Raw genomic sequence first — 26,640 nt, 5'->3', positions numbered from 1 at the left:
TGGATCAAACGATTGACCGGCGCGGCACCACACGATAGGACCGGGGTTTAGGAAAACCTTTTCCCCACGAAGGGATGGGCCGATGGCGATCCGGCGGCCTCTTCTGGCCCTGGTGCTCGCGTGCCTGCTGACGACCGGGCTGCTCTCCGCGCCCGCGCACGCCGAGCGCGAGGGGCGGCACACGGTCGGCTACGACCGCTACTCGCTGACGATCGACGGCAAGCGGGTCTACCTGTGGTCCGGCGAGTTCCACTACTGGCGGCTGCCCAGCCCCGCCCTGTGGCGTGACGTGCTGGAGAAGATGAAGGCCGCCGGGTTCAACGCGGTGTCCATCTACTTCGACTGGGGTTACCACTCACCGCGCCGGGGCGTGTACGACTTCACCGGGGTCCGCGACGTCGACCGGCTGCTGGACATCGCCGACCAGCTCGGGCTGTACGTCATCGCCCGCCCGGGCCCGTACATCAACGCCGAGACCGACTCCGGCGGCTTCCCCGGCTGGCTGACGACCCTCAAGGGCAAGGCCCGCTCCACCGATCCGGCCTACCTCGCCGCCGCGAACGAGTGGCTGGGAGAAATCGACCGGATCCTGGCCCGCCACCAGGTCACCGACGGCCGCGGCCCCGTGCTCCTCTACCAGGTGGAGAACGAGCTCTACAGCGTCAAGCAGAGCGAGGAGGAGAGCCGGGCGTACCTGAGCGCGCTGGAGAAGAAGGTCCGCTCCGACGGCATCACGGTGCCGTTCACCGGCGCGAACGACGCCAGGTTCACCTCCGGCACGGGCGCCGTCGACATGGAGGGGTACACCGTCTACCCGCAGAGCTTCAACTGCGCCGAGCCCGGCCAGTGGAAGCCGGTCCCGTCCGACTACGGGCAGTACCGCGCCGGGCTCCCCGACACGCCGGTGAACTTCGCCGAGTTCCAGGGCGGGGCGTTCGACCAGTGGGGCGGCGCGGGCCATGAGAACTGCCGGACGCTGACCGGCCCCGACTTCGAGCGGGTCTTCGAGGAGGCCAACCTCGCCGCGGGCGCGACGATCCAGAACTTCTACATGACCTACGGCGGCACCAACTGGGGCTGGCTCGCCACGGACTTCGACTACACCTCCTACGACTACGGCGCCGCGATCGACGAGGCGCGCCGGCTCACCCCCAAGTACACCGAGCAGAAGCTCCTCGGCTACCTGGTCCAGTCCGTGGCCCCGCTGCGTACGACGGATCCGCTCACCACCGCGCCGCCGGACGACAGTGCGATCCGGATGGACGCGCGGGTCGACCCGAACACCGGGACGCGGTTCTACGTCGTGCGCCACGCCGACTCCACCTCCACCGCCGACGACCGGACGCACCTCGCGCTCGACCTGGGCGCGGCGGGCCGCTACCCGACCGTGCCGAGCGCGCCCGGTACCGCGCTCACCCTCGCGGGGCGTGACTCGAAGCTGCTCGTCGCCGCGTACCGGTTCGGCGGCCAGGAGCTGGTCTACTCGACCTCGGAGCTGATGACGCAGGGGACGTTCGCCCAGCCCTCGGGCTCCGGCAAGCGCGACGTCGCGGTGCTGTACGGGCGCCACGGCGAGGACGGGGAGACCGTCCTGCGCTACGCCTCCAAGCCCAAGGTCACCGTGTTGTCCGGCTCGGTGCGGTCGAGCTGGGACGCCGGCCGGCACGACCTCCGGCTCGACTACGAGCACGACGGCCTGGCCCGCGTGCTCGTCCACGGCGGCACGCGCGACCTGCTGCTGCTGATCGGCGACGACCAGGCCGCCGGGACCTTCTGGCGGGTCGACACGAGCGCCGGGCCGGTCCTGGCCCGCGGCCCCTACCTGGTGCGCGGGGCATCCGTCTCGGGCCACGGCGCGGAGGTCGCGCTGACCGGCGACACCGACCGGGCCGGGCCGCTGGAGGTCTTCGCCCCGCAGGGCGCGCGCTCGGTGCGCTGGAACGGCCGTCCGGTCCGCATGGCGCCGACGAGCTCCGGCAGCCTCAGCGGACAGCTGTCCGGGCCGCGCCCGGTGTCGCTGCCGGCGCTGACGAACTGGAAGTACCGCTACGAGACGCCGGAGGCCCAGCCGGACTTCGACGACTCCGCCTGGGCGGCCGCCGACCACACCACGACGGACAACCCGTACTGGGACAGGACGACGCCGGTCCTGTACCCGGACGACTACGGCTTCCACCACGGCGACGTGTGGTACCGCGGCCACTTCACCGCCACCGGAGGCCAGACCGGCATCACGCTGTCCGCCACGGTCACCGACCACGGCGCGTACGCGGTCTGGCTCAACGGCCACTACCTCGGCAGCGGCGGCGACGGGAACAAGAACTTCGCCTTCCCCGCCTCGGCGCTGCGCCCGGGCGCGGACAACGTCGTGTCCGTGCTGGCCGAGAACATGGGCCACGACCAGGACCGGGCCGCCGACGACTCGTACCGGGAGCCGCGCGGTCTCACCGGCGCCGCGATCACCGGCTCGTCCGCGACGATCAAGTGGCGGATCCAGGGCGACCAGGGCGGCGAGAACCCGGCCGACCGCGTGCGCGGCCCGTACAACAACGGCGGGCTGTACGGGGAGCGGGCCGGCTGGTCCCTGCCCGGCCGTCAGGACGCCGGCTGGCCGACGGTGAGCCTGCCGCACGCGGAGCCGACCCCCGGCGTGGGCTGGTACCGGACGACGTTCCGGCTGAACGTCCCCAAGGGACAGGACGTACCGATCGGGCTCAAGATCGACGACGACGCGGCACGGCACTACCGGGCACTGATCTTCGTCAACGGCTGGCAGGTCGGCCGGTACATCAACGACGTGGGTCCGCAGCACGTCTTCCAGGTACCCGCCGGAATCCTGCGGACCGACGGCGAGAACACCGTCGCGATCGCGGCCTGGGGCCTGGACGGCTCCGGCGGGCTCGGTGACGTCTCGCTCGTGCGGGAGGGCGACTACGCCGGTCCCGTCTCCTCCTCGCGATGAAAGGACTCTCCCGATGACCTCACACGACTGGTCGCGCAGGACAGTGCTCGGCACGGCCGGCGGGCTGGTGCTGGCCGGGGCCGTCGCGGCCGTGAGCGGACCCGCCGGGGCCGCGACCACCGGCGGGCACGGCCGGCCCGGATGGGGGTACGCCGAGGGCATCGCGCGGCGCGTCCGGCCGCCGAGGTTCCCGAACCGCCGCTTCCCCGTCACCCGCTTCGGCGCGGCGGGCGACGGGACGACGCTGTGCACCGAGGCGTTCGACCGGGCCGTCAAGGCCTGCCACGCCGCGGGCGGCGGGCACGTCATCGTCCCGGCCGGCACGTTCCTGACCGGGCCGATCCACCTGCTGGACAACGTCGACCTGCATCTGGAGAAGGACGCGCGGATCACCTTCAGCACGAACGCCGCCGACTATCTGCCGGCCGTCTACAGCCGGTGGCAGGGCATCGAGTGCTACAACTGTTCGCCGCTGATCTACGCCTACGGCCGCAAGAACATCGCGGTCACCGGATCGGGCACGCTCGACGGCCAGGCCACGTGGGACAACTGGTGGTCCTGGAACGGCGACGACGCGGCGGACGCGGCGTGGGCCACGCTGCAGAAGATGGCCGCCGACGGTGTTCCGGTGAAGCAGCGGGTGTTCGGCGACGGAAATCACCTGCGGCCGAACTTCATCCAGTTCTACCGGTGCCGGAACGTGCTCGTCGAGGGCGTCACGATCGTCGATTCCCCGATGTGGGAGATCCATCCGGTCCTGTCGGAGAACGTCACCGTCCAGGACGTCACGGTCGTGAGCAAGGGACCGAACAACGACGGTTGCGACCCGGAGTCCTGCCGTGGCGTCGTGATCCGCGGCTGCTCGTTCGACGTCGGCGACGACTGCATCGCGATCAAGTCCGGCCGCGACGACGACGGCCGCCGGGTCGGCGTGCCGTGCACGGACGTGCTCATCGAGAACACCGAGATGATCAACCGGTACGGGGCGATCGCCATCGGCAGTGAGACCTCGGGCGGCGTCGCGAACGTGTACGCGAGGAACTCCCGGATGGGCGGTTCCGATCTGCACTACGGCCTCTACGTGAAGACGAACTCGGTGCGCGGCGGGCTGATCGAGAACATCTACCTGAAGGACATCGCGGTCAGCGGCATCAACCACGAGTTCATCTCCATGAATCTCAACCACGGCGAGGGGGACACCGGAGAGTACGACCCGATCGTGCGCAACATCGAGGTGCGCGACCTGACCTGCGAGAGCGCGCGCGCCGTCGCGAGCATGGTCGGCTACGAACGCGACCCGATCAGGGACGTCCGGCTCCGCGACTGCGTCTTCCGGAGCATCGCGCAGGACAGCGAGATCCAGTACGTCGACGGCCTGTCCATCCGGGACGTCCTGGTCAACGGCGCGCCGATGAGCCTTTGACGTCCTCCGGCCGAGGCCGTCACCTCACACAACGAACCTCACGGCCTTGCGGATCCACCGGTCGGCGTCGGCGAACCGCCCGTCCTCGACCAGCAGGTTCACCAGGGCCCCGACGGTCCGGGTCAGCCTTGGGGGCGTCGTCCCGGCCTCGGCCTGCCGGAGGTAGAGCGTCGCCGCCTCCTCGAACAGGGGCACCGCCTGGGCGGACAGGCCGCTCGCCCGGAAGGCGGTGCCCAGGTTGTGCAGGGACTCCGCGAGCGCCGGTTCGTACCGGCGGGGGTCGGCGGCGGCCAGGTCACGGCGGATGCCGAGGGCCTCGTGGAAGGGCGGCAGCGCGTCGGCGACGCGCCCGGTCCGGGCGTACGCCCTTCCGACGCTGTTGAGGGTCTGGGCCACTTCCGCGCGGTACGCTCCGGGCGCGCCCTCGGTGATCCGCCGCATGAGCGCGAGGGCCTCGTCCACGGCCGCCCATCCCTCGGACGCCCGGCCGAGCTCCCCGTACGTCTGGCCCAACTGGCTCAGCGAGGCGGCCAGGTCGGCGACGGCGGGCTCGCCCGGGAACTCGGTGACGAGTGCGCGGCGGATCTCCACGGCCTCGCCGGCGGCGGTCACCGCCTCGTCCATGGCGCCGGCCGCCGCCCAGTGGACGGCGAGATCGTGCAGCGCCTGCGCGAGGTACGGGCGGGACTCGCCCCGGTCCGGCTCGGGCAGCTCCCGGTAGGCGGCGACGGCCTCCCGCGTGACCTCCAGCGCCCGGGACACGTCGCCGGCCTGCCAGAAGCGACGGCCGAGCATGTGGAGCGCGTCGGCGAGCGTCCGTCGATGGCGGAGCGGATCCGCCGCGGCGAGCGCCGAGCAGACCTGGGCCCGCCGATCGGCCGCCGCCACGGCGTCGTCGTACCGGCCGATCCGCTCCGCCCGATCGGCCAGCAGTTCCAGGGCGCGGGAGTACTCGGGGCCGTAGCGTTCGAGATCCACCGCGGCGAGCCGCTCGCGTATCTCGGCGGCCTGGGCGGTCGCGTCCGCGGCCTCCTCGTGCCGGTCGAGATCGGCGAGGTCCGCGCTGAGGTTGATCAGCGCGGACGCGCACTTGCGCAGGACGTCCGGGCGCAGACGCTCGGACTCGGTCGAGACCCGGTCGAGGATCGCGACGGCCTGCAGGTTGGCGGAGACGGCCGTGTCCGGGTGGCCGGAGCGGGCGTAGGCGATCGCCAACGTGCTCAGCGCGTCGGCGAACTCCACCTCATAGCGTGCGCGATCGATGCCGGCGAGCTCGGCGAAGCTCGTGACGGCCTTTCCGGCGACGGCCAGCGCCTCCTCGTGCCGCCCGGCGTCGGTGAGGTCGACGATAGCGTGCGCGATCGATGCCGGCGAGCTCGGCGAAGCTCGTGACGGCCTTTCCGGCGACGGCCAGCGCCTCCTCGTGCCGCCCGGCGTCGGTGAGGTCGACGGCGTGGTTCTTCAGGCTGCTCGCCAGATGGGGCCGGTACCGCTTCGGATCGGCGGCGCCGAGCTCCCGGTACAGGCCGGCGGCGGCCCCGGACTCCTCGGCCGCCTCGGCGAACCGGCCCGCGTTGCCGAGGGCGACGCCCAGGCTGTAGCGGGCGTACGCCAGGGTCGCCCGGTCGGGCGCGGACCCGGCCGGGCTCCGGAGGACGCCGGTGGCCTCGCGGAGGGCGTCGACCGCCTCGTCGTGCCGGCCGAGGTTCGTGACGGCGATACCGAGCCGGACCAGGGCGTCGGCCAGCTCATGCGGTGGCGGCCCGGTGCCGGCGGCGGCGCGACAGTGGCGTACGGCCAGCCGCGCATGGGTGACCGCCAGCCGTCCGAGGAGCAGGTCCGGATGCACCGCGTCCAGGCCGGCCCGAGCCGCGTCGGCGATGGCCCGCGCCGTCTCGGCCCGCGCCGGGTCCGCGTCCGAGGGCGGCTCACCGTACTCGGCGAGACAGTCGTTCAGCAGCCAGGAGAACGCCGACCACGGCGCGGTCGCCGCGGCGGTCAGCAGCTCCGGCAGCCGTGAGGCCAGCAGCGTGCCCAGGACCCGCCGTACCGAGGTGGCGCGGTCGGCGGCGAGGTGCAGGGCGTGCAGGGTGCGCGTCAGGTGGGACAGAGTGCAGGCTTCCTGGTCGACGAGCCTGGTCACGAGATCGGCGAGGTCCTGCGTGGTGGCCAGCAGCCGCTCGGTGAGCGCGTCGGGGCGCAGCGACGCGATCGCCGGGACGCCCTCGCGGTCGTCCTCGGCGGACGGGAACGCCTGGACGAGCCAGTCGGCGACCTGGCCGCGCCGCTCCGACGTCGCGTCGGCCAGGTCGGGGACCGCGCGGAGCAGCTCACGGGCCTCGTTCCGGTCCGGTGCGGTCAGCGAGGCGAGCGCGACGGCCTGCTGGGCGGGAACCTCGCCCAGCCCGAGGAGGACGCGGCCGCCGCCGCTCCACCGCGTCTGCGCGTGCCCCCATCGCCGTCTCTCCCGGTCGAGCAGGCGGTCGAGCAGCCGGGTCCGCAGGCCGCCGGGGGCGTGGCCGTCGATCCGCTCGCCGTGCACGCTCAGCAGCGCGGCGACGTGCACCAGCAACGGGCTGTCGTACTCCTCACCGCTCACGTCCGGCGCGGGGCGGGGCTCCACGCCGAGCCGGCCGGCGAAGGCGGACACCGCGGCTTCGGCCTGCTCGGCCCGGTCCGCCGGTCCGAAATCGGCCGGAGTGAGAGTCAGCCGCAGGTCGGTGACCTCGGTGAACAGGCCGCCGGTCTCGGCGTCGATCGCCCGCCACCAGCCGCCGGCCTGCCGCGCGACCAGCAGCAGCCGTACCGGCGGCCCGGAACGGCGGGAGTTCGCCGGCCGGTCGGCCAGCCGGGTCAGCGCCGGGATCATCCGTTCGGCGTAATCGAAGACCAGTAACAGCGGCCAGACCGGGTCCATCCGCGCCCAGGCCTCGTCGTCGACCAGGTCCTGATCGGCGACGTAGGCGTCCCAGCCGTCCTCCTCGCGCATCCGTACGCACAGCTCGGCGGCGAGCCTGCTCTTGCCCGCACCGCCCTCACCGGTCACCAGCGCGACGCTGAAGGACTCCGCCGAACGGCACCAGTCGCGCAGGCTCGCGAGCTCGCCGGCGCGCCCGGAGAACGGCACGACGCCGTGGCGCGGCAGGAGGAGCCGCGCCTCGGAGTGACGGTGCGGCAGCTCGTCGTACGGCTCGCGGAGCACGCGAGGGTCGAGCGGCCAGGGTTCGTCCTCGTGGACCGGCTCCGGTACCGGATGGCCGGCCAGCGCGGCGAACTCCGGGTCCGCCAGGAGCCGCTCCACGCCCACCGCCTCCAGCCGGCGGTGGGCGAAGCCCTCGAGGTCCTCGACCACGAGGCCGAGCAGGCGCCGTCCGCGAGCGGACAGCAGCGCCGCGCCGGACATGCCCGACCATGAGGCTCCCGGCGTGCCGGCGGGCGGCGGCGAGCCGACGTCGACGACCAGCCGGCCGCCCTTGGCGCGGGTGTTCGGCGACAGCCGCCCCACGGCCTCGTCGGTGTCGCGCACACGTCCGGGACGGGACTGCGAGGCGGGGAAGCCGATCGCCACGCATGGGACCCGTTCGTCGACGGCGGGACGACCCCAGCGCGGCGCGCCGCCGGGCGACCCGCGCCACGGGGCGTCGCGCACCCGGAGCAACGCCGCGTCGACCGCGCCGTCCAGCCGGCACCACACCACGGTGACCTCTCCGGTCCAGTCCGCCGCGCCGAGCGGCCGCACCTGGACGGTCCGCGGGGTTCCGTCATCGGCCCTGACCAGATGGCCGGCCGTGAGCACCAGATCGTCGCCGATCGCGTATCCCGAACCGTACCGGCCGTCGTCCTCCGCCTCGGCCCAGATCTCGACGACCCGCGCGGCCCTGCTCCTGTGTGCCGGCGACATGGCGCCTCGGATCAGGCGGGGCGCTCGGGAAGAGCGTCCGCGACGCGGACGTCGGCCGTGTCGCCGGCCAGGTCCGGGGTGAGCGTGAGCTTCACGCTGTGGGTCGCTCCCCGGCTGTGGTCGAGCTTGCCGCCGACCTTCACCACCTGCCACAGGCCGAGCTCCGCCGAGCCGCCGCCGGAGGTCGTGGCGACCACCTGGAGGTTCACCTCGATCGACTCGACCTTGAAGCGCAGCTCTTCCTGACGCGCCGCCTCGATGGCCTCGGCCAGCTCGGCACGCAGGCTCGACAGCGCTCGAGCGAGCGGAAGTCCGTCATCCGGCACCGGCGATTCCATGTCGCGCTCCGCTCTCCCGGCCACCCGCTGGCTCGCGATCGTGAATGTCATGATAATTCGCCCACGGCGGGGAGTCCGTGGGTGACGGGCGTCCCGGGGCCGGCCGGCCGACACTCGAAGCGGCGAAGCGGCAGGTCCCGCGCTTCCGCGCCGGAAGGGGTTGCGCAAGATCCACTGATGGGTGATCCTCTCTGCTGGCCGACGGAAGGAGCGATTCCTCGCGTGCTGGCGTCAGTCCTGCGGATCCATATGGGCGACGCCACCCCTGCCGCCGCGGTGAAGCCGGGGCCGGTGAGTACGGGGAGTGCGGAACAGCACGCATGCCGCCCCGTGGTGCTCAGTCTCACGAGGAGCGTTCATGCGCCATCGAGTACGCCTCATCGTCGCCGCTCTCGCGGCACTCTTCACCTGCCTGGTATCGGCCGCGCCGGTCCAGGCCGCCACACTCCCGAGCCCGGTCTCGTGTTCCGGCTGCTGGCACCCGGCCCTGAACACCAGCTGGCAGTGGCAGCTCTCGTCGGTGCCGTCCGCGCCGTACCTGGACGTGACCATGTACGACATCGACGGCTTCGACGCCACCGCCGGTGACGTGTCCCAACTGCACTCCACCAAGTCCGGCCGCAAGGTCGTCTGCTACATCAGCGCGGGCACGTACGAGGACTGGCGCCCGGACGCCGGCGACTTCCCCAGCAGCGTGCTCGGCAACGACGTCGACGGCTGGGAGGGCGAGCGCTGGCTGGACATCCGGCAGTACACCGGCACGCTCGGCACGATCCTCAAGGCGCGCATGGACATGTGCAAGTCCAAGGGGTTCGACGCGATCGAGTTCGACAACGTCGACGGCTACGGCAACGATCCCGGGTTCCCGCTCACCGCGAACGACCAGCTGAAGTTCAACGGCTGGCTGGCGAACGAGGCGCACGGCCGTGGCCTGTCGGTGGGGCTCAAGAACGACAACGCACAGCTCAAGGCCCTCCAGCCGTACTTCGACTGGGCGCTGAACGAGGAGTGCTGGACGTACGACGAGTGCACCAGCGCGCAGACCGGCGGCTACGGCTATGACAAGTACGTCGCCGCCGGCAAGGCCGTCTTCAACGTCGAGTACGACCTGGCCACCTCGAAGTTCTGCGCGAAGGCCAACGCCCAGAACTTCAACTCGTTGAAGAAGGACCTCGACCTGACCGCCTACCGGGTTCCCTGCCGCGGCGTCTGACCGCCCCGAACCGTACGGGCCCCGCCGCCTCGCCTTCCCGGCGTTCCGGCCGGGGCCCGTCTCCTCGGAGGTCTTCGCCGACGCTGGCCGTCTCGGTGCCGATGCGGGCCTCAGGTGAGAGGCTTGGTCCACCTGGTCCATTCCGCCTGGGGTGCGTAGCCGGCGGCCTTCCAAGCATGGTGGGCAAGGGCGTTGTCATCCAGCACCATCGCGTCGCCGCGGCGTCCGCCGAGTTCGAGGAACCGCCGCTCCGCCGCCGCCAGGAGCGCGGTGGCGACGCCCCTGCGGCGGCTCGCCGGTCTTACGGCCAGGCGGTAGAGATGGCAGCGCCAGCCGTCCCAGCCCGCGATGACCGTGCCGACCATCTCCCCGTCCACCTCGGCGACCAGAACGGACGCGGCGTCCCGCTCGAGGAGCCGCCGCACACCGTCCCGGTCGTCGGTGACGCTGACGCCCTCGGCGGCCTCCCGCCAGAAGGCCAGCAGCCGGTCGACATCGTCACCCCGGCCCTGGCGGATGCGCAGGTCAAAGTCAGGCATGTCGCCTGGTCTATCACAACGCTCCGTCGGGACACCGTGGTCATCGTCGGGATGAGTCGCCGGCTGCCCGCAGGAGGGCTTCCTGGGCCACGGAGGCGACGAGGGTTCCGTCGAGGGTCCGCACCGAGCCCTGAGCCAGGCCGCGGGTGCCCACGTGGGCGACGGGGTCCATGGAGTACAGCAGCCACTCGTCGACGCGCGGCGGGCGGTGGAACCAGATCGCGTGGTCGAGGCTCACTCCCAGCGCCTGAGACTCCGGCGACCGGGCCGCCCGTACGACGGCGAGGTCCGACAGGTAGGTGAGCACGCACGCGTGCCGTGCCGGATCCGCGCCGACCGGCGTCGTCGCCCGTGCCCAGAAGGGGTGGGAGATCGGGAAGGGGCCGGGATCGGGTGTGGCGACCGGCCGTATCTCCACCGGCTGGTCGTCGCCGAACAGCAGCGGCAGACGCACCGGACGGAGGCCGTCGGGCGGCGGCACGGACGGGGGAGCGGCCGCCTGCCAGTCCTCGCCGGGTTCGGGCTCGTGGAAGGAGGCGATCATCTCGAAGATCGGCTTCCCCTCCTGGCAGGCGGTGACGTCGCGGGTGGAGAAGGCGCGTCCGTCGCGCGTCCTGCTCACCTCGAACCGCAGCGGCAGACCCGGTCGGCCGGGCCGTAGGAAGTAGGCGTGGAGGGAGTGCACCCGACGCCGCGCGTCGACGGTGAGACCGGCGGCACGCAGCGCCTGCGCCGCCACCTGCCCGCCGAACGACCGCTCCAGCACACCGTCCTGCGGAGCGGCGAGGAAATGATCGCCGTCCAGTCGATCGAGTTCCAGCGAGGCCCAGAACGGCGCTGCGTCGGTCACGGGTGCCTTTCGTCCTGACGAGGGTGTCGCGGGACATTCTCCCTCGGACGGGGCATTCGGGCTCGCGCGGTATCGCGGCCGGGGCTTTGCCGGCCGCTACCCGGCGTCGGAACTTCGCTGCTTGAGCAGGCCGTATCCCACGAAAGTGAACATGGAATCGCCTGCCGCCAGTGGTTGCGGTTCGGCCGTGAAGTCGGTGATGTTGCCGAACAGCCCGCACACCAGGACCACGTCCGCCGGAACCATGCCGCGGTAATGGTCGGTGAGCGCGGCATCGCCCGTGAGCACCTCCACCTGGTCGAGCCCTGCGGCCCTGACCGCCGCCGAGGCGAGCGCGGTGTTGCGTTCGTCGAGTTCCACCAGGCGCGCGCGAACGTCGGCCCGGCGGGGATGCCCGTCGAGCACCTCCAACAGGTCCCGGCCCTGCCCGGCGCACAGACTGACGACGCGCAGCGGACCGGGCGGGCAGTCGTCCAGAGCGGCGCCGACCTGCTGCTGCACCACCTTCAGACGCCGGGCCAGCGACGAATCCGCCAGGTCGTACTGGTCGTGCCAGGCTCGCCAGTCCATGGCCATCACCCTAACCGCCGGGCAGGGCCGTGGGCGGGGGAGCGCGGCCGTGGGCCACCGGGTATCCGTCGCGCGCCGGAAACCATCGTGTCGTTCTCCGGGGCCGGACCGATGAGTTTCGCGGGCGTCGTGAGTCCGCATGGGTGAAAAATGAGAGTCATCCGCCAGGGGAGAGCAGTCGTGATCGAGACGAAGACCGGCACGCTGACCGTGCCGGGCGCCGTGCTGCACTACGACGTCCGGAGCCACGGCTCCGGCGACCATCCGGTCCTGCTGCTCATCGGCTCGCCGATGGGCGCCGCGGCGTTCGCCACCCTGGCCGGGCACTTCGCCGACCGTACGGTCGTGACCTACGACCCGCGCGGGGCGGAGCGCAGCAGGCGTACCGACGACGCCGCCGAGTCCACGCCCGAGGAGCACGCCGACGACCTGCACCGGCTGATCGCCTTGCTGGACGCCGGCCCGGTGGAGATCTTCGCCAGCAGCGGCGGAGCCGTCAACGGCCTGGCCCTGGTGGCACGGCATCCCGAGCAGGTCCGGACACTCGTGGCGCACGAGCCGCCCGTGGCACGGGAACTGCCGGACCGCGAGCCGGTACTCGCCGTGTGCGTCGACATCCACGAGACGTACCTGCGCAGCGGCATGGGGCCCGCGATGGCGAAGTTCATCGCGCTCATGAGCCACGAAGGGCCGGTCCCGGCCGGGTTCGCCGACGGGCCGGCGCCCGACCCCGCCGCCTTCGGGCTGCCGGCCGAGGACGACGGTTCACGCGACGATCCGCTGGTCGGGCAGAACATGCTGTCCTGCACCCACTACCGGCCCGACTTCGCGGCGCTGCGCGCGGCGCCGACCCGGATCGTCATCGGCGTGGGAGCCGAGTCCGGCCAGGTGCTGACCGGCCGTGCGGCCGTGGCGGTGGCCGACCGCCTCGGGACGGAGCCCGTCACCTTCCCGGGCGGGCACGACGGGTTCCTCGGCGGTGAGTACGGCCCCACCGGCAAGCCCGAGGCCTTCGCCGCCACCCTCCGCACGGTCCTCACCGGCTGACGCCCGTCCTCCGGAGCCGGGAAAACGTTCATCCGCCCGGCGGGACGTGATCCGGCCGGGCGGACGCGGCGTCCACGATCGCGGTGACGGCCGGATGCCAGGGGTGTCCAGGCGGACCGGTGAGCACCAGGCGGCGGGTGATCTCCTGGATGAGCGGGACCATGACCAGGCGCGGGACGAGCATGGCGCCGGCCAGGGCCGGGAGGATCGAGACGCCGATCCCGGCGCGGACCATCGCCATCAGCGTTCCCATGTCGCGGATGCGGTGCGTCGGGTCGAACGGAACCCCCGCCCGGCGGTACAGCTCGCGGATGTGTCGCTCGCAGCCCCCGAGCGAGAGCAGGAACGCGTCATCGGCGAGGTCGGCGACGTCGACGGCCGGTTCGCCGGCGAGCGGGTGATCCGCGGGTAGCAGGGCGTGGAAGCGGTCCCGTGCGATGGTCACGCCCGGCCCGGGCGGCGGGTCGACGAGGACGGCGAGGTCGACGGTGCCGTCGCCGAGCCAGCCGGCGATCTCCTCGTCCTCGCCCTCGAACAGGGTGACGCCGACACGGGGGAAGTCGGCTCGCCACTGGGTCATCAGGCCGGGCAGCAGACCCTGGCACACCGTGGTGGGCGCGGCCAGCCGGAGGCTGCCGCCCGGCCGGCCGTCGCGCTCGTCCGCGAGGTCGCGGATGGCGGTCGCCGCCGCGACGGCGGCACGGGCGTGGGGGAGGACACGCTCCCCGAAGGCGGTCGGCCGCGGGGGAGCCTGTCGGGTGAGCACGGCGGAACCGAGGCCACGCTCGAGCGCGGCGACGGCATGGGAGACGGCGGACTGGCTGATGTGCAACGTCTCGGCCGCAGCGCCGAAGCCGCCCTCGTCGAGCACCGCCACGAACGCCCGCAGCTGGCTGAGGTTCAGGTTCATGAGTCCTCCGGCGGCGCTCTCGCTCACCACATGCGGTCATGAGCGATCCTCATGTGAGGCGAAATGCTACTTGTTGGACTCATAATGCCGATCCGGCGCATCATCCGATGCCGTGACCGAGCTTCGTGAGACCCGACCGGCGCGCCGGTCGGCCGGCGACCGTGCGACGCTGCGCTGGATACCGGGGTTCGCGCTGCTGTCGCTGATCTGGGGTGCGAGCTTCGCGCTGATCAAGGTCGCGGTGGACGCGGGGACCGCGCCGATGTGGGTGGCCTTCTGGCGCTGTTTCTTCGGCGCCGTGGCCCTGGGCGCGGTGTGCGCCGTACGCCGGATCGCGCCGCCGCGCGACCGGGCCACGTGGGCGCACGCGCTCGTGGTGGCGGTGCTCTTCAACGCGGTGCCCTTCGCGCTGTTCTCCTACGGGGAGACGCGGGTCAGCTCGGTGCTGGCCGGCATCTGGAACGCGACCACCCCGCTGACCACGCTCGTCTTCGTCCTCGCGCTGATTCCAGGGGAGCGGCCCACCGCACGGCGCGTGCTCGGCCTGCTGACCGGGTTCGCCGGCGTCCTCGTGGTACTGGGTGTCTGGCACGGGCTCCAGGGCGGCACCGCAACGGGTGACCTGGCGTGTCTGGGGGCGACGACCTGTTACGGCGCGGCTTTCACCTACACGCGGAGGTACTTCTCCGGCCGGCGTGACGCGGCGGCGGCGCTGGCGCTGACGCAGGTCCTCTGCGCGACCGTCGAGCTGGCCGTCGTGACGCCCCTGCTCGCCGGGCCGCCGTCGTGGCCCGGCGAGCGGGCGGGTGTCGCCCTGGTGGTGCTGGGAGCCGCCGGCACCGGGCTGGCCTACATCATCAACCTGGCGGTGATCCGTGCGGCGGGGACGACGGTGGCGGCCTCGGTCACCTACGTCACGCCGCTCTGGTCGACGCTGCTGGGCGCCTGGCTCCTCGGGGAGCCGCCGGGCTGGAACACCCTGGCCGGGGGCGCGCTGGTACTGGCCGGCGTGATCGTGTCACGGTGAGGACCCGGTGCGTCAGACGGCGGACGGCCGGAGGCGGTGCGGCATCTGCCAGCCGCCGGCGAGGCGGGACGGGTGCACGTTGTGGCCGCCCCCGAAGAACTCGCAGAACTTCATGATCAGCGGGTCCCAGCCCACCGGGTCCACGTAGTGGGTTCCCGGAATGACCAGGTCCTCCTCGACGTGGGACCGTACGACCTCGACCTCGAAGGCCGTCACGTTGAGGGAGCCGACGCCGAACGGGTGCGTCGCCACGAGCCGGCACTCCAGCTGGATCGGGCACTCGGCGACGCGGGGCGGCGCCACCAGCTCCGACGCCTGCTCGGTCAGCCCGGCCGCCGCGAACTTCTCCGGCTCGTACCGGTAGCCCTGCCGTGCCTTGTGCTCGGGTACGACCGGGCGGCCCGTGGTGAGCGCGAGCCGGTCGACGGCCTCCACCATCGCCGACGACGGCAGGTTGAGGACGCACTCGCGCTCGCGCCGCAGGTTCGCGGGGGTCTGGCCGCTGTTGGCCAGGCCGAGCATGCAGTGGTCGCCCAGCCACCACGCGGACGACATCGGCGCGAGGTTCGCGGTGCCGTCCTCGTTGCGGGAGCTGATGAGGACGACCGGGGTGCCGAAGTACAGCACCTTGAGTTCGGGATCGATATGCACTCTTCCGTCTTTCACCGGGTACGGGGTTGGATCGGCCCGGAACGCGGGGCCGGTCACCACTGTGCGTGGCACCGGGCCGCGGTCGCTGGCGGGAATCCGACCTCGCGTTCGGCGCCCGGGGAGCGGCCGGAGACGTGGGCCTCCCGCACGTGTCGGCCGGGCCGTACGGGGGCGGTCCCCGGGCCGTCGGCGACGGCGTCCGGGCGGTACGCTCGGTCGTGAGGTGGCCGGGGGAGACGGCCCCTGAGCCGTTCGCACCGTCCTCCGGGAGCCAGCCGTATGTTCGCCTCCGTGCCCATCGTTGGCGCCCCCAGCCATCCGCCCCGGCTGGCGCGGCCCGACGCGGTGCCCCGGCTCGACGATCCCGTTCTCGCCCTGCCCGGCCCGGAGAACATCGCGGACTTCTGGGCGGACGTCCGCCGGCGCGGCACGCCTCTGATCGCGCCCGATCCGCGGGGCGGTCCGGACCAGGTGGCCGTGACGTTCCTGTGGCGGGGCACGCCCGCCACGCGCGCCGTCCAGGTGCTGCCCAACAAGCTCGGCGACCCGCGCGACCCCGAGCGCAACCTGATGGAGCGCGTGCCCGGGACCGACGTCTGGCACTGGACGGTCCGGCTGCGCGACGACTGGCGCGGGACGTACGACTTCTTCGTCGACGAGGGCGGCGGTCCGGAGCCGGGCGGCGCCGACTACTGGCGATGGCTGCGCACCCGCCGCCGGGCCGACCCGTTCAACACCCGTACGCTGCCGCGCCGCTGGAGCGGCGACCCCGTCTCCTACGCCGAACTGCCGGCCGCGCCACGCGCCGTGCACTGGGAGCCCCGGGCGGATGTCGCACGCGGTGCCGTGGCCGAGCACAAGGTGGCGACCGCGCACCTCGGCGGCCACCGGCGCGTCTGGCTGTACACCCCGCCGGGCGTCGAGGCCTCGGCCGAGCTGCCCGTCCTCGTGCTCCTCGACGGCGAGCACTGGCAACCGCGGCTCGGCGTCGCGCACCTTCTCGACAACCTCGTCGCGGACGGGCGGATCCCGCCGCTGGCCGCCGTCCTGCCCGACTCCGTGGACGGCGACACCCGGTGGGCGGAGCTGACGTGCCGGCCGGAGTTCGTCGCCTTCCTCACCGACGAGCTGCTTCCCTGGGCGTCCGCGCGGCTGCCGCTCACCGGCGACCCCGCCCGTACGGTGGTGGCCGGGCAGAGTCTCGGCGGGCTCAGCGCGGCCTTCGCCGCGCTGACGGCGCCGCACCGCTTCGGCAACGTCCTGGCCCAGTCGGGGTCGTTCTGGTGGCCCGACGGCCCGGAGCCGGAGTGGCTCACCGGCCGCATCGCCCACGGGCCCCGCCTTCCGGTGCGCTTCTGGCTCTCCTTCGGCGAGCAGGAATGGGTGCTGCTCCCGGCCGCCCGCCGCCTGCGCGACACCCTCGCCGCCGCCGGGTACGACGACGCGGTCTACCGCGAGTTCAACGGCGGCCACGACTACCTGTGCTGGCGTACGGAACTGGCCGACGGCCTGGCGGGCCTGTTGTCGGGCGCGTGACCGGCCGCGCCCGGTCGCTCAGGGAGCGAGCTCCTTCAGGCGCGCGGCCAGCACCGCCGCGACGTCGTCGAGCCACCGGTCCCGCACCAGTTCGGCATGGGTGCAGGGCAGGTCGTGGTTCGCGATCGAACCGGTCACGTACGGCGACCACGCCTCGCGGGTGAGCCAGTGCTCGGCCCGTGGCGCCGCCGCGGTGAAGAACAGCAGGTCACCCTCGTACGCCCGGTGCCGGTGCTCGCGCATCATGCGCGCGTGGTTGGGCACGATCTCCACGATCCTCGACAGCGTGTGGTCGGAGAGGCCGGCGAGCGGGCTGCCCGCCCGGCGCAGCGTGGCCAGCACGTCCTCGCGGTCGCGCTCGTCCGTGCGCGCGAAGCCCGCCATGCGCAGCACCGCGGTCAGCGCGTCTCCCTCCTCCGGCGCGGGCCGATCGCGCCACTGTTCGGCGGGGAACGCGTCGAGCAGCGCGAGCAGGTCGACCCGTTCACCGGCCTCCTGGACCGAGACGGCCACCTCGTGCGCGAGGACACCGCCGACCGACCAGCCCAGCAGCCGGTACGGCCCGTGCGGCCGGACCGCGCGGATGCGGCGCACGTAGCCGTCCGCCTGCTCGCGCAGCGTGCGCGGCAGCGGCTCGTCGTGGACCAGCCCCCGTGCCTGGACCCCGTACACGGGCTGTTCCGGGCCGAGGCGCGCGGCCAGGCCCGCATAGCACCAGGAGACGCCGCCCGCCGGATGGAACGCGAAGAGCGGCGGCCGGTCCCCGTCGGCGCGCAGCGGCAGCAGGACGTCCAGCGCGTCCTCGGCCACCGGCGCCGCGTCGTCGAGGCGCGCGGCGAGCGCGGCCGGGGTCGGCGCCTCGAACAGCGAGCCGATCGTCAGCTCCGTCCCGAGCTCCTCCCGTACGCGCGACACCAGCCGTACCGCCAGCAGCGACGTGCCGCCCAGGTCGAAGAACGCGTCGTCGGGACCGGCGCGCTCGACCCCGAGCACCTCGGCGAACAGCCGGGTCAGCGTCGCCTCGCGCGGGCCGGACGGCGGCCGGGCGTCCCCGCCGCCGGCGAATTCCGGGGCGGGCAGCGCGTCGCGGTCCAGCTTGCCGCTGGGGCTCAGCGGGAACGCGTCGAGGGCGACGACCGCCGCCGGGACCATGTGCTCGGGCAGCACCCGCGCCAGCTCCGCGCGTACGGACGCCGGGTCGGCGCCGCCGGTGACGTAGCCGACGAGCCACTGCCGCCCCGGCCGGTCCTCCCGCACCACGGCGCAGGCGCCGTCCACGCCGCGCCGCGCCGCCAGCGCCGCCTCGATCTCGCCGAGCTCGATGCGCTGTCCCCGCAGCTTCACCTGGTGGTCGGTGCGGCCCAGGTACTCCACCTCGCCCTGCCCGGTCCAGCGGGCGAGGTCGCCGGTGCGGTACATGCGCCCGCCCGGCGGCCCGTACGGGTCGTCGACGAACCGCGACGCCGTCAGCTCCGCGCGGCCCAGGTAACCGTCGGCGAGCTGCCGTCCCGCCAGATAGAGCTCGCCCGGCACGCCCGGCGGGCAGGGCCGCAGCGCCGCGTCGAGCACGTACAGGCGGGTGTTCCAGACCGGCCGCCCGATCGGCACCGGGCCGGAGCCGTCCGTCGCGCAGGCGTGGTAGGTGACGTCGACCGCCGCCTCCGTCGGCCCGTACAGGTTGTGCAGCTCCACCTCGGGCAGCGCGCGCCCGAAGGCGTTCGCGGTCTCGCGGGGCAGGGCCTCGCCGCTGCAGAAGACCCGCCGCAGGCCGCCGCACGCCGATACGTCGGCCTCGGCCAGGAAGACCTGGAGCATCGACGGCACGAAGTGGCAGGTGGTGACGCCCTGCTCCCGGATCAGGCGGGCCAGGTAGGCCGGGTCCCGGTGACCGCCGGGCTCGGCGACGACGAGCGTCGCGCCCTCGCGCAGCGGCCAGAAGAACTCCCACACCGACACGTCGAACGACGACGGGGTCTTCTGCAGCACCCGGTCCTCGGCGGTCAGCCCGTACTGGTGCTGCATCCAGCGCAGCCGGTTGTCGATCGCGCGGTGCGAGACGACGACGCCCTTGGGCCGTCCCGTCGAACCGGAGGTGTAGATCACGTACGCGGGGTGCGCGGGCGTGAGCGGCCGGGCGGGATCGATCGGCGGGTACGCGGACACGTCGAGGCCGTCGAGAGCGACGACCGGGGTTCCGGCGTCGTCCGGGAGGCGGCCCTCCTCGTCCGTGACGGCGCACACCGGCGCGGCGTCCCGGAGCATGAACTCCAGCCGTGGCGCCGGGTAGTCGGGATCGAGCGGCAGGTACGCCGCGCCCGCCTTGAGCACGGCGAGCAGGGCGATGACCAGCTCGGCCGAGCGCGGCATCGAGACCGCCACCACCGCCCCCGGCCGGGCGCCGAGGGCCTGCAGGTGGCGGGCCAGCCGGTTGGCGCGGGCGTTCAGCTCCGCGTAGGTGAGATGCGTGTCGCCGTACACCAGCGCGGTCGCGTGCGGCGTCCGCATCACGCGCGACTCGATGGGCCCGATGAGCGTCGTCGGCGGCACCGCGCGGTCCGTGCGGTTGAACTTCTCCACGACGCGGACGTGCTCGTCCGGCGTCGCGATGCCGTGCGCGGACAGCGGCGCCGACGGGTCGGCGCCGGCGAGCCGGTTCACGAGGTGGACGAAGCGCTCCTGGTGCGCGGTGAGCGCGGCGTCGTCGTACAGCGCCGGGTTGCCGTCGTGGTCGACGCGCAGGCCGCGGCCGTCGGCGCGGTCGTAGACGTTGACGGTCAGGTCGTCGACGGGACCGGCGGACAGGTTCCGCGCCCGCGCGGGCGCGCCGGCGAAGTCCACGCCGTAGTCGAAGGGCATGACGTTGACGAGGGGGCCGGCCAGGCCGCGGTTCCCGCCGAGGAGTCCCAGGTCGCGGCGGATGTCCTCGTAGCGGTAGCGCTGGTGGCGGCGCAGCTCCCGGACGCCGAGCACGACCTGCCGGACGAGCGCGGCGAGGGTCGCCCCGGGGGTGACGGTCAGCCGCAGCGGCAGCACGTTCATCACCATCGCCGGCACGCGCAGCGCGACCGACCCCATGCGCCCCATCATGGGCAGCCCGAGCACCACGTCGGCCCGCGCGGTGACGCGGGAGGTGTAGAGGGCCTGCGCGGCGATCAGGACGTCGGGCCAGGTCGCGCGGAGCCGGCCGGCGAGTTCGCGCACGCGTTCGGCGGACTCCGGCGGCAGGTACGCCGTGCGGCGGAGGAACGTCCGCGCGGGCGGCGCGGCGCGCCCGGCGAGCCGGGGCGCCTCCGGCCGGTCGGCCAGAGCCCCCGCCCAGTGGTCGCGGTCGGCCGCGAAGGCCTCGGAGGAGCGGTACTCCGCGTCCTGCGCGACGAGCTCGGCCAGGGAACCGAAGGTCCGCGGGCCGGGCTCCCGCCCGCGTGCGAGCGCCCCGTACACCTCGGCGGTCCGCCGTACGAGCAGGGAGTAGCCGAACCCGTCCATGACGATGTGGTGGATGCGCTGGTACCACAGCCAGCGCTCCTCGCCGACGCGGAACAGGGCGTGCCCGAACAGCGGGCCGGCCGCCAGGTCGACGGGCTCGGCGAGGTCGGCGCGCATCCACGCCTCGGCCCGCCGGCCGGCGTCGCCCGTCCCGCGCAGGTCGCGTACGGTCAGCGGCAGGCCGACCGCGGCGCGCACGCGCTGGCGCGGGCCCTCCGGCGTGTCCTCGACGCGGACCCGCAGCGCGTCGGCCTCGGCGACCACCCGTCGGAGCGCCGCGGCGAACAGCCCGGGATCCAACGGTCCGTCGATCTCCAGGCACTCCGCGGTGTTCTGCGCCGGGCTGAGCGGGTCGAGCGCCTGCGCGTACCACATGCCCGACTGCGCCGCCGTCAGCGGCAGCACGATGTCGGACGTCACGAGATCCCCAGGAGCGGGGCCCAGGCCTCGATGGCCGGTTGCTCGGCGAGGTCGGCGAAGGACGCCTCGACGCCGTGCTCGCGCCGCCAGCGTTCCAGCAGCGTCATGATGCGCACCGAGTCGATGCCGTGGTCCACGAGGTTCTCCTCGATCGGGATGTTCGCGGGGTCCTCCCCGAGGGAGTCGGCGACGTCGGCGCGGATCCGCTCCACGGTGAGGGACGTGCCGCCGAGCGGCCCGTGCAGGAGCGCGTCCGTGGTGGTCACCACGGCGCAGCGGCCGGCCGCCCAGCGCAGGGCCATGTCGTGCTCCTCGCGGGAGAAGTCGGCGACCGCGTCGGCGACGACGAACGCCTGGATGTCGCGCATCCACGCGTCGCAGGCGCTCATCAGCACCCCGATGTGCGCGTACACGCCGACGACCATCAGCTGGTCGCGGCCCGACTCGCGCAGCAGCGCCTCCAGGTCGGTGCGCACGAAGGCGCTGTACTTCCACTTGGTGATGACGGTGTCCCCGTCTTCGGGAGCGACCGGTTCGGGCATGGCGAGGGCCTGCGGGTCGTCCGCGACGCCCCGGCCCCAGAAGTCGAGCTGGAGCCCGCGCTCCTCGGGCGTCTGTCCGCCGCGCTGGGCCGAGTAGACGACCGGCACGCCGAGCCGGCGGCACCGCCGCAGCAGGCCGGCCGTGTTGGCGAGCATGCCGGAGACGGGCTGCTCGCCGGACGGGAACGCGCCGAGGAAGTGGTTCTGCAGGTCGTGGACGAGCAGGACGGCGCGCGCGGGGTCGACCGTCCAGGCGGCGCGGTTGGCGGGCAGCTCGTCCTCGGCCGGGAGCGGGTAGGAGGCGATGGCCGGAAGTGCCATGGTGGGGCCTTTCATTGCTCGTGGGTGACCGCGGTGGATCGCAACCGGTTCTTGCTGACCTTGCCGACGCCCGTGTGCGGGAAGGCGCCGACGAACTCGACGAGGTCGGGGACCTTGTAGGCGGCGACGCCGCGCTCGCGGACGAACCGCTTGATGGCGGCGGGTTTCAGCGGCTCGGCGCCCGCGCGCAGGATGACGTAGGCGAGGGAGCGCTCACCGAGGTACTCGTCGGCCACCGCGACGACCGAGACGTCGTGCACGGACGGATGGGCGAGGATGATGTTCTCGATCTCCGTCGGCGCGACCTTCTCGCCGCCCCGGTTGATCTGGTCCTTGGCCCGGCCCTCGACGACGAGGTGGCCGGTCGGGGTGCGGCGGACGATGTCCCCGGTGCGGTAGAAGCCGTCCTCGGTGAAGGCCGTCGCGTTGTGCGCGGGAGCACGCCAGTAGCCCCGGATGGTGTACGGGCCGCGGGTCAGCAGGTGCCCGAACTCGCCCTCGGCGACCGCGTTCCCCGCGTCGTCGACGATGCGGATCTCGTCGTCGGGCGAGATCGGCCGCCCCTGCGTGGTGACGACGGTCTCCTCGTCGTCGTCCAGCCGCGTGTAGTTGACCAGGCCCTCGGCCATGCCGAAGACCTGCATCAGCCGGCAGCCCAGCGCGGGCGTCAGCCGCCGTGCCGCCTCCTCGCCGTACTTGGCGCCGCCGACGAGGACGAGCTCCAGGCTCGACAGGTCCTGCCTCGCCGCCGGGCCCGCCTCCGTCCACACCAGGGCGAGCGGCGGCACCAGCCCCGTCATGGTGATCCGCTCCCGCTCGATCAGCGGGAAGGCCGTCTCCGGATCGGGCCGGGGGCACAGGACGACGGTGCCCCCGGCGTACAGCGTGCCCAGCCAGCCGGGGGAGCTCATCGGGAAGTTGTGCGCGGCCGGCAGCACGACGAGGAAACGGGTGTCCGCGCCGACGCCGCAGATCTCGTTCGAGCCCCGGAGCGAGTAGATGTAGTCGTCGTGGGTGCGGGGGATGAGCTTCGGTACGCCGGTCGTGCCGCCCGACAGCTGCAGGAACGCCGGCTCGTGCGGCTCCGGCCCGCCCTCCGGCGGGTCCGCGTCGACCGGCACGTCCGCCAGCGCGGTGTGTACGCCCGGATCGCCGGCGACGAAGACGTGCCGCAGGGTCGGTGTGCGCTCCCTGACCCGGGCCGCGAGCGCGCGGTGGTCGAAGCCCGCGTGCCGGTCCGGGATCACGTAGGCGACCGCCTCGGTGAACGAGCAGAAGTAGCCGATCTCCGTGTCGCGGTGCGCGGGCAGCGCGTACACGGGCAGCGCGCCGATGCGGAACAGCGCGAAGACGACCTCGACGAACTCACCGACGTTCGGCAGCTGCAGGACGACCCGGTCGCCCCTGCCGATCCCGCGGGCCGCGAACCCGGCGGCCAGCCGGTCGGCGCGTTCGTCCAGCTCCCGGTACGTCCAGGTGCGCCGCTCGGGCGCCGGGTCGACCAGCGCGATCCGGTCGGGATGGGCGGCGGCGCGCTCGCGCAGCATGCGGCCGAAGGTCTCCCCGCGCCAGTGGCCCGCCGCGCGGTAGCGCTCGGCGAACTCGGGCGGCCAGGTGGGCGCGTCGGCGCCCGGCGTGGTGGCGAGGGCCTCGCTCGCGGGTCCTCCTTCGCCGGACGGGGTGACCACCGGGGCGTGCTTTCCGGTTTCCTCGCCGCGTTCGCTCACAGGGCGGCCCCGACGGCGTTGAGGAACGTACGGAACTTGGCGCTCGTCTCGGCGGTCTCGGTCTCCGGCGTGGAGGCGGCCACCACCCCGGCGCCCGCGAACAGCCGCAGCGAGCGTCCCTCGGCCTCGGCGCAGCGGATCGTCACGACCCACTCGCCGTCGCCGTCGGCGTCCTGCCAGCCGACCATGCCGGTGTACGGGCCGCGGTCGAAGGGCTCTGACTCGGCGATGACGCTGTGCGCGAGCTCGGTCGGCATGCCGCACACCGCCGGGGTGGGGTGCAGGGCCGAGGCCAGGTCCAGGGCGGTGACGCCCGGGTCGGCGAGCGCGCCGGTGACGGTGGTCGACAGGTGCCACATGTCCGCGGTGCGGGCCAGCGTCGGCCGCGTGGGCACCTCCAGGCGCGAGCAGAACGGCGCGAGCGCCTCGCGTACGGCGTCCACGACGACGGCGTGCTCGTGCAGGTCCTTCGGCGACTCCAGGAGCGCGGCCGCGCGCCGGACGTCCTCGGCCAGGTCCGCGCTGCGCGGCGCGGAACCGGCGAGCGGGTTGGCGGTGAGCCGCCCGTTCCGGCGGGCGACGAGGAGTTCGGGGCTGGCGCCGATGAGGAGGCGGCCCGGGGCGGTCGGCACGGCGAAGGTGTAGCCGGCCGGGTCGCGGCGTGCCAGGCGGCGCAGCATGGCCGGCAGGTCGGGCTCGCGCGGCGCCGTCAGTTCGAGCGTGCGGGCGAGGACGACCTTGGCGAACTCCCCGGCGCGCATCCGTTCGACCGCGGCGGCGACCGCCTCGCCGTAGCGTTCGGGCGCGGGGACCTCCCGCACCCGCCAGCCGACGGGCGCCTCCTCGGGCACCGGCAGCGCGATCAGCGGGTCCTGGTGCAGCGGCGGCGCCCACCGTACGGACTCCGGCACGGCCAGCGCGGGCGGGGCGTCCGGGGCGAACGGCAGCGAGCCGGCGACGACCGGTGCCGGGTCGCCCGCGCGTCGCCGCGCGTCGAGGACGTCCTGGACGCGCCGCGTGAGCGGCCGGGCGTCATGGGGCACCTCGGCGGCGGTGCCGCGGCCCAGCAGCGTGGCGCGGGGCGAGGCGAGGAACCGGTCGGTACCGGGACGGTAGGCGTCGAGCAGGGCGGTCGCCTCGCCGGGCGACACCAGGGTGAGGCCGGGAGGCGGACCGGCGTGGTGCAGGGAAGTGGACATGGTGTCTCCAGTTGGGGGAGGGCACGTGTCGGGGCGGTCGCTCGGACGGCTCAGGCCCGGAGGGTGGCCCCGCCGTCGACGTACAGGTCGTGCATGGTGATGTGACGGGCACGGTCGGAGACGAGGAACAGGACGGCGTCGGCGACGTCTTCGGGTTCGGCGATCCGCCCGAGCGGGATGCCCGTGCGGTGGGCCGCCAGGTCGCCCTCGATGACGCGTCGCGCGGCGGCGGCCTCGTCCTCGGCGCCGGAGGCCGCCCACATCGCGCGCTGCATGCCGGTGAGGGTCGAGCCGGGCGAGACGGTGTTGCAGCGCACGCCGCGGGCGGCCACCTCCAGGCCCAGGCACTTGGTGAACATCACCGCGGCGGCCTTGGAGGCGGCGTAGGCGGACATGCCCGCCCGCGGGACGCCGGCCGCGTTCGAGGCGACGGTGACGATGCTGCCGCGACCGCGTGCGGCCATGCGGCGCGCCGCGGCTCGCGAGACGTGGAAGACGCCGCCGGTGTTGACGGCGAACGTGTGCGCCCAGTCCTCGTCCGACAGGTCGGTGACGTCCGAGCACCGCAGGACGCCCGCGACGTTGACCGCGATGTCCAGCGGGCCGAGCGTGCGCTCGGCCTCCTCCACGAGCGACTCGACGGCACCCGCGTCCGTGACGTCGAGCTCCCGGACGGTGACCTGCGCGGGGTACTGCCCGGCGAGCGTCTCGGCGCCTTCGGGGTCCACGTCGGTGGCGAGGACGCGGGCGCCGTCGCCGGCCAGCCGCGCGACCACCGCGGCGCCGATGCCCCGGCCCGCCCCGGTGACCAGGGCGAACCGTCCGGTGAGTTCCGTACCGGCGCTCACCGGACCATGGCCTTCCGGATGTCGTCCAGGACCGAGACGGCCGCCTCCGGCCCGCCCAGGCTCGTCCACTTGGAGCCGTCGATCACCGTGGCGTGCCTGTCGCGTACGGCGTTCAACTGCCGGTAGGCGGGCTTGCCGGCCAGCTTGCCGAGCAGCCCGGCGTCCGGGCCGGTGGAGGAGAGGGTTCCGATGAACAGCCAGTCGCCGTCGATCTGCTCGAGGTTCTCGTCGCTGATCGGGGTCGAGTGGCCGGCGCCCTTCTGGTTCTGGATGCCCGGACGCTTGAAGCCCAGGTCCTTCAGGACGTCGCTGATGAACACGCCCTGCTGCATGACGGCCGTGCCCTTGGCGGAGTAACGGGCCACCGACACGCCGGCGCCGGCCTCCGGGCCGAGGTCCTTCTTCAGCGCCGCGACCTTCTCGTCGTAGCCGGCGATGACCTTGTCCGCCTGGGCGGTGCGGCCGAGCACCTTGCCGGTGAGCCGGAGCGACTTCTTCCAGTCCTTGGTGGCGTCGGTCGTCAGGACGGTCGGCGCGACCTTCCGCAGCCGCCCGAGCACCTGCTTGTCGGCGAGCTGCCCGGCCAGGATGACGTCGGGCCGGGCCCGTACGACCTTCTCCAGGTCCGGGCCGGTCACCGCGCCCACGAGCGGGATGCCCTTCGCCTGGGCCGCCAGGTACTCCGGCGCGCCCTGCTGCCCGCGGCCCGCCGTGAGGCCGACCGGCTTGACGCCCAGGGCGAGTGCGGAGTCCAGGTCGAGTTCGCTGAGCACCACGACCCGTTCCGGTGCGGCGGGGACCTTCACCGTCGCGCCGGTCGCGTCGGTCACCGCGGTGGTGGCGCCCTTCGCGTCACCGGCGTCCGCGGATCCGCAGGCGGTCGCGGTCAGCGCGCAGGCGGTGAGGAACGCGGCCGCGACGGCGGGGCGGGCGCGACCGCGGGAACGGCGGCCACGGGAAGAGAAGAGCACGGTCGAATCTCCTTGTTACGAGAGTGGGAGGAACGGCGCTGGGAAGCCGGAGGCGGGCATGGCGAAAGGGGCGTTCCGGGCAGAGGCCTGCCGTGCGAATCGCCAGGTTCGAGCGGGCGAACTTAGGTTAGGCTAACCTCATGTCGATCGCGCAAGGGG

20 protein-coding genes are annotated in these 26,640 nt (G+C 73.5%); 6 read left to right on the top strand and 14 right to left on the bottom strand.

Annotated elements, in window-relative coordinates; all coding sequences use genetic code 11:
* The first annotated feature begins 82 nt into the window (after positions 1-82).
* Together ABEA10_RS11040 and ABEA10_RS11035 are read left to right on the top strand one after the other, a co-directional pair.
* Positions 83-2,962 carry a beta-galactosidase gene (locus ABEA10_RS11040; protein WP_345461231.1) on the top strand — a complete coding sequence of 960 codons (2,880 nt, stop codon included), beginning with the start codon at positions 83-85 and terminating at the stop codon, positions 2,960-2,962.
* 13 nt (positions 2,963-2,975) lie between these two features.
* Entirely contained in the window at positions 2,976-4,385 is a 1,410-nt protein-coding gene (locus ABEA10_RS11035) for a glycoside hydrolase family 28 protein (protein ID WP_345461228.1), read from the top strand.
* Between the two features lie 24 nt (positions 4,386-4,409).
* On the opposite strand, the gene ABEA10_RS11030 is transcribed toward ABEA10_RS11035, so the two are convergent.
* Genes ABEA10_RS11030 through ABEA10_RS11020 form a run of 3 tightly spaced genes read right to left on the bottom strand, consistent with a single transcriptional unit; the run spans position 4,410 to position 8,675 of the window.
* Positions 4,410-5,627, bottom strand: a complete 1,218-nt coding sequence (locus ABEA10_RS11030) for a tetratricopeptide repeat protein (RefSeq protein ID WP_345461225.1) — start codon at positions 5,625-5,627, stop codon at positions 4,410-4,412.
* A gap of 1 nt (position 5,628) precedes the next feature.
* Entirely contained in the window at positions 5,629-8,286 is a 2,658-nt protein-coding gene (locus ABEA10_RS11025; protein WP_345461222.1) for a trypsin-like peptidase domain-containing protein, read from the bottom strand.
* An 11-nt stretch (positions 8,287-8,297) separates the two neighbouring features.
* Positions 8,298-8,675, bottom strand: a complete 378-nt coding sequence (locus tag ABEA10_RS11020; protein WP_329261212.1) for a trypco2 family protein — start codon at positions 8,673-8,675, stop codon at positions 8,298-8,300.
* A gap of 307 nt (positions 8,676-8,982) precedes the next feature.
* Between ABEA10_RS11020 and ABEA10_RS11015 the strand changes: the two genes are divergently transcribed.
* Complete coding sequence (locus tag ABEA10_RS11015) at positions 8,983-9,837, top strand: endo alpha-1,4 polygalactosaminidase (protein ID WP_345461217.1); 855 nt, start codon at positions 8,983-8,985, stop codon at positions 9,835-9,837.
* A 110-nt stretch (positions 9,838-9,947) separates the two neighbouring features.
* Here ABEA10_RS11015 and ABEA10_RS11010 read toward each other — a convergent pair whose 3' ends face one another.
* From ABEA10_RS11010 to ABEA10_RS11000, 3 genes are all read right to left on the bottom strand, one after another.
* The gene (locus ABEA10_RS11010) at positions 9,948-10,376 is read right to left on the bottom strand and encodes a GNAT family N-acetyltransferase (RefSeq protein WP_345461214.1); all 429 of its coding nucleotides are present in this window, start codon (positions 10,374-10,376) and stop codon (positions 9,948-9,950) included.
* Positions 10,377-10,416: 40 nt separating this feature from the next.
* Entirely contained in the window at positions 10,417-11,226 is an 810-nt protein-coding gene (locus tag ABEA10_RS11005) for an acyl-CoA thioesterase (RefSeq protein ID WP_345461211.1), read from the bottom strand.
* A gap of 96 nt (positions 11,227-11,322) precedes the next feature.
* Positions 11,323-11,796, bottom strand: coding sequence for a class I SAM-dependent methyltransferase family protein (locus ABEA10_RS11000; protein ID WP_345461208.1), 474 nt, complete (start codon positions 11,794-11,796; stop codon positions 11,323-11,325).
* 180 nt (positions 11,797-11,976) lie between these two features.
* Between ABEA10_RS11000 and ABEA10_RS10995 the strand changes: the two genes are divergently transcribed.
* Positions 11,977-12,843 carry an alpha/beta fold hydrolase gene (locus ABEA10_RS10995; RefSeq protein WP_345461205.1) on the top strand — a complete coding sequence of 289 codons (867 nt, stop codon included), beginning with the start codon at positions 11,977-11,979 and terminating at the stop codon, positions 12,841-12,843.
* A gap of 28 nt (positions 12,844-12,871) precedes the next feature.
* Here the strand turns inward: ABEA10_RS10995 and ABEA10_RS10990 are convergent, their stop codons facing one another.
* On the bottom strand, positions 12,872-13,753 hold the full coding sequence (locus tag ABEA10_RS10990) for a LysR family transcriptional regulator (RefSeq protein ID WP_345461202.1): 882 nt from the start codon (positions 13,751-13,753) through the stop codon (positions 12,872-12,874).
* Between the two features lie 112 nt (positions 13,754-13,865).
* Here ABEA10_RS10990 and ABEA10_RS10985 point away from each other — a divergent pair, with 112 nt between their 5' ends.
* Positions 13,866-14,780, top strand: coding sequence for a DMT family transporter (locus ABEA10_RS10985; protein ID WP_345461199.1), 915 nt, complete (start codon positions 13,866-13,868; stop codon positions 14,778-14,780).
* Positions 14,781-14,792: 12 nt separating this feature from the next.
* Here the strand turns inward: ABEA10_RS10985 and ABEA10_RS10980 are convergent, their stop codons facing one another.
* Positions 14,793-15,431 (bottom strand): flavin reductase family protein, encoded by a 639-nt coding sequence (locus ABEA10_RS10980; RefSeq protein WP_345461196.1) that lies wholly within the window; start codon positions 15,429-15,431, stop codon positions 14,793-14,795.
* Positions 15,432-15,722: 291 nt separating this feature from the next.
* Between ABEA10_RS10980 and fes the strand changes: the two genes are divergently transcribed.
* Positions 15,723-16,967 carry an enterochelin esterase gene (gene fes, locus ABEA10_RS10975; RefSeq protein ID WP_345461193.1) on the top strand — a complete coding sequence of 415 codons (1,245 nt, stop codon included), beginning with the start codon at positions 15,723-15,725 and terminating at the stop codon, positions 16,965-16,967.
* A gap of 18 nt (positions 16,968-16,985) precedes the next feature.
* Here the strand turns inward: fes and ABEA10_RS10970 are convergent, their stop codons facing one another.
* Genes ABEA10_RS10970 through ABEA10_RS10945 form a run of 6 tightly spaced genes read right to left on the bottom strand, consistent with a single transcriptional unit; the run spans position 16,986 to position 26,481 of the window.
* Positions 16,986-20,873 carry an amino acid adenylation domain-containing protein gene (locus ABEA10_RS10970; protein ID WP_345461190.1) on the bottom strand — a complete coding sequence of 1,296 codons (3,888 nt, stop codon included), beginning with the start codon at positions 20,871-20,873 and terminating at the stop codon, positions 16,986-16,988.
* Positions 20,870-21,736, bottom strand: a complete 867-nt coding sequence (locus tag ABEA10_RS10965; RefSeq protein WP_345461187.1) for an isochorismatase family protein — start codon at positions 21,734-21,736, stop codon at positions 20,870-20,872. Before ABEA10_RS10965 ends, ABEA10_RS10970 begins: the two co-directional genes overlap by 4 nt.
* Before the next feature lie 11 nt (positions 21,737-21,747).
* Positions 21,748-23,463, bottom strand: coding sequence for a (2,3-dihydroxybenzoyl)adenylate synthase (locus ABEA10_RS10960; RefSeq protein ID WP_345461185.1), 1,716 nt, complete (start codon positions 23,461-23,463; stop codon positions 21,748-21,750).
* Positions 23,460-24,662 (bottom strand): isochorismate synthase, encoded by a 1,203-nt coding sequence (locus ABEA10_RS10955; protein ID WP_345461182.1) that lies wholly within the window; start codon positions 24,660-24,662, stop codon positions 23,460-23,462. The genes ABEA10_RS10960 and ABEA10_RS10955 overlap by 4 nt, the downstream gene beginning before the upstream one ends.
* Positions 24,663-24,712: 50 nt before the next feature.
* On the bottom strand, positions 24,713-25,510 hold the full coding sequence (locus ABEA10_RS10950; protein ID WP_345461179.1) for a 2,3-dihydro-2,3-dihydroxybenzoate dehydrogenase: 798 nt from the start codon (positions 25,508-25,510) through the stop codon (positions 24,713-24,715).
* A complete protein-coding gene (locus ABEA10_RS10945) occupies positions 25,507-26,481 on the bottom strand; it encodes an ABC transporter substrate-binding protein (RefSeq protein WP_345461174.1) in 975 nt (324 codons plus the stop codon). The genes ABEA10_RS10950 and ABEA10_RS10945 overlap by 4 nt, the downstream gene beginning before the upstream one ends.
* Positions 26,482-26,640 lie beyond the last annotated feature (159 nt).

It is taken from the genome of Actinoallomurus oryzae, assembly GCF_039541955.1.
GTDB classification, from domain to species: Bacteria; Actinomycetota; Actinomycetes; order Streptosporangiales; family Streptosporangiaceae; genus Actinoallomurus; species Actinoallomurus oryzae.
Note: the sequence above shows the minus strand (reverse complement) of the source record. Positions and strands in the feature narration are given on the sequence as shown.

Bases quoted from the DNA above. Each gene is read 5' to 3' on its own strand.
- ABEA10_RS11010 (WP_345461214.1), bottom strand. From the start codon at position 10,376: ATGCCTGACTTTGACCTGCGCATCCGCCAGGGCCGGGGTGACGATGTC.
- ABEA10_RS11040 (WP_345461231.1), top strand. From the start codon at position 83: ATGGCGATCCGGCGGCCTCTTCTGGCCCTGGTGCTCGCGTGCCTGCTG.
- ABEA10_RS11000 (WP_345461208.1), bottom strand. From the start codon at position 11,796: ATGGACTGGCGAGCCTGGCACGACCAGTACGACCTGGCGGATTCGTCG.
- ABEA10_RS11020 (WP_329261212.1), bottom strand. From the start codon at position 8,675: ATGACATTCACGATCGCGAGCCAGCGGGTGGCCGGGAGAGCGGAGCGC.
- ABEA10_RS10955 (WP_345461182.1), bottom strand. From the start codon at position 24,662: ATGTCCACTTCCCTGCACCACGCCGGTCCGCCTCCCGGCCTCACCCTG.
- ABEA10_RS10990 (WP_345461202.1), bottom strand. From the start codon at position 13,753: ATGAACCTGAACCTCAGCCAGCTGCGGGCGTTCGTGGCGGTGCTCGAC.
- ABEA10_RS11015 (WP_345461217.1), top strand. From the start codon at position 8,983: ATGCGCCATCGAGTACGCCTCATCGTCGCCGCTCTCGCGGCACTCTTC.
- ABEA10_RS11035 (WP_345461228.1), top strand. From the start codon at position 2,976: ATGACCTCACACGACTGGTCGCGCAGGACAGTGCTCGGCACGGCCGGC.
- ABEA10_RS11025 (WP_345461222.1), bottom strand. From the start codon at position 8,286: ATGTCGCCGGCACACAGGAGCAGGGCCGCGCGGGTCGTCGAGATCTGG.
- ABEA10_RS10965 (WP_345461187.1), bottom strand. From the start codon at position 21,736: ATGGCACTTCCGGCCATCGCCTCCTACCCGCTCCCGGCCGAGGACGAG.